General features: G+C 67.6%; 1 protein-coding gene. It reads right to left on the minus strand.

Annotated elements, in window-relative coordinates:
* Positions 1–1,019, minus strand: a 1,019-nt coding sequence (gene tuf / locus FV242_RS33940; RefSeq protein WP_147942035.1) for an elongation factor Tu, incomplete at both ends; no start/stop codon positions are given.

Here is a 1,019-nt window from a genome sequence, read left to right on the forward strand (position 1 = left end):
AGCTTCTCCTCCATGGCCACCGGCACGATCAGCGTGACGTCCATGGTCACGTTGTCGCCCGGCATCACCATCTCGGTGCCCTCCGGCAGCTCGCACACCCCGGTCACGTCCGTGGTCCGGAAGTAGAATTGCGGCCGGTAGTTGGTGAAGAACGGCGTGTGGCGGCCGCCCTCCTCCTTGGTCAGGATGTACGCCTCGGCCTTGAACTTGGTGTGCGGCTTCACCGAACCCGGCTTGCACACGACCTGGCCGCGCTCCACGTCCTCGCGCTTGGTGCCGCGCAGCAGCACGCCGACGTTGTCGCCCGCCTGGCCCTGGTCGAGCAGCTTGCGGAACATCTCCACGCCGGTCACCGTCGTGGTCGTGGTCGCCCGGATGCCGACGATCTCCACCGTCTCGCCGACCTTGACGATCCCGCGCTCGACGCGACCCGTCACCACCGTGCCGCGGCCCGAGATCGAGAACACGTCCTCGATCGGCATCAGGAACGGCAGGTCGATCGGACGCTCCGGCTGCGGGATGTAGGCATCCACCGTCGCCATCAGCGCCAGCACCGCCTCCTTGCCGATCTTGGGCTCCTTGTCCTCCAGCGCCATCAGCGCCGAGCCCTTGGTGATCGGGATGTCGTCGCCCGGGAAGTCGTACTTCGACAGAAGCTCGCGCACCTCCAGCTCGACCAGCTCCAGGAGCTCCTCGTCGTCGACCATGTCGACCTTGTTCAGGAACACCACCAGCGCCGGCACGCCGACCTGGCGGGCGAGCAGGATGTGCTCGCGGGTCTGCGGCATCGGGCCGTCGGCCGCCGACACCACCAGGATCGCGCCGTCCATCTGGGCGGCGCCCGTGATCATGTTCTTCACGTAGTCGGCGTGGCCGGGGCAGTCGACGTGCGCGTAGTGACGGTTGGCCGTCTCGTACTCCACGTGCGCGGTCGAGATCGTGATCCCGCGCGCCTTCTCCTCCGGCGCCTTGTCGATCTGGTCGTAGGCCGTGAACGTCGCACCGCCCGTCTCAGCCAG

The organism is Methylobacterium sp. WL64 (assembly GCF_008039945.1).
Classification (GTDB): domain Bacteria; phylum Pseudomonadota; class Alphaproteobacteria; order Rhizobiales; family Beijerinckiaceae; genus Methylobacterium.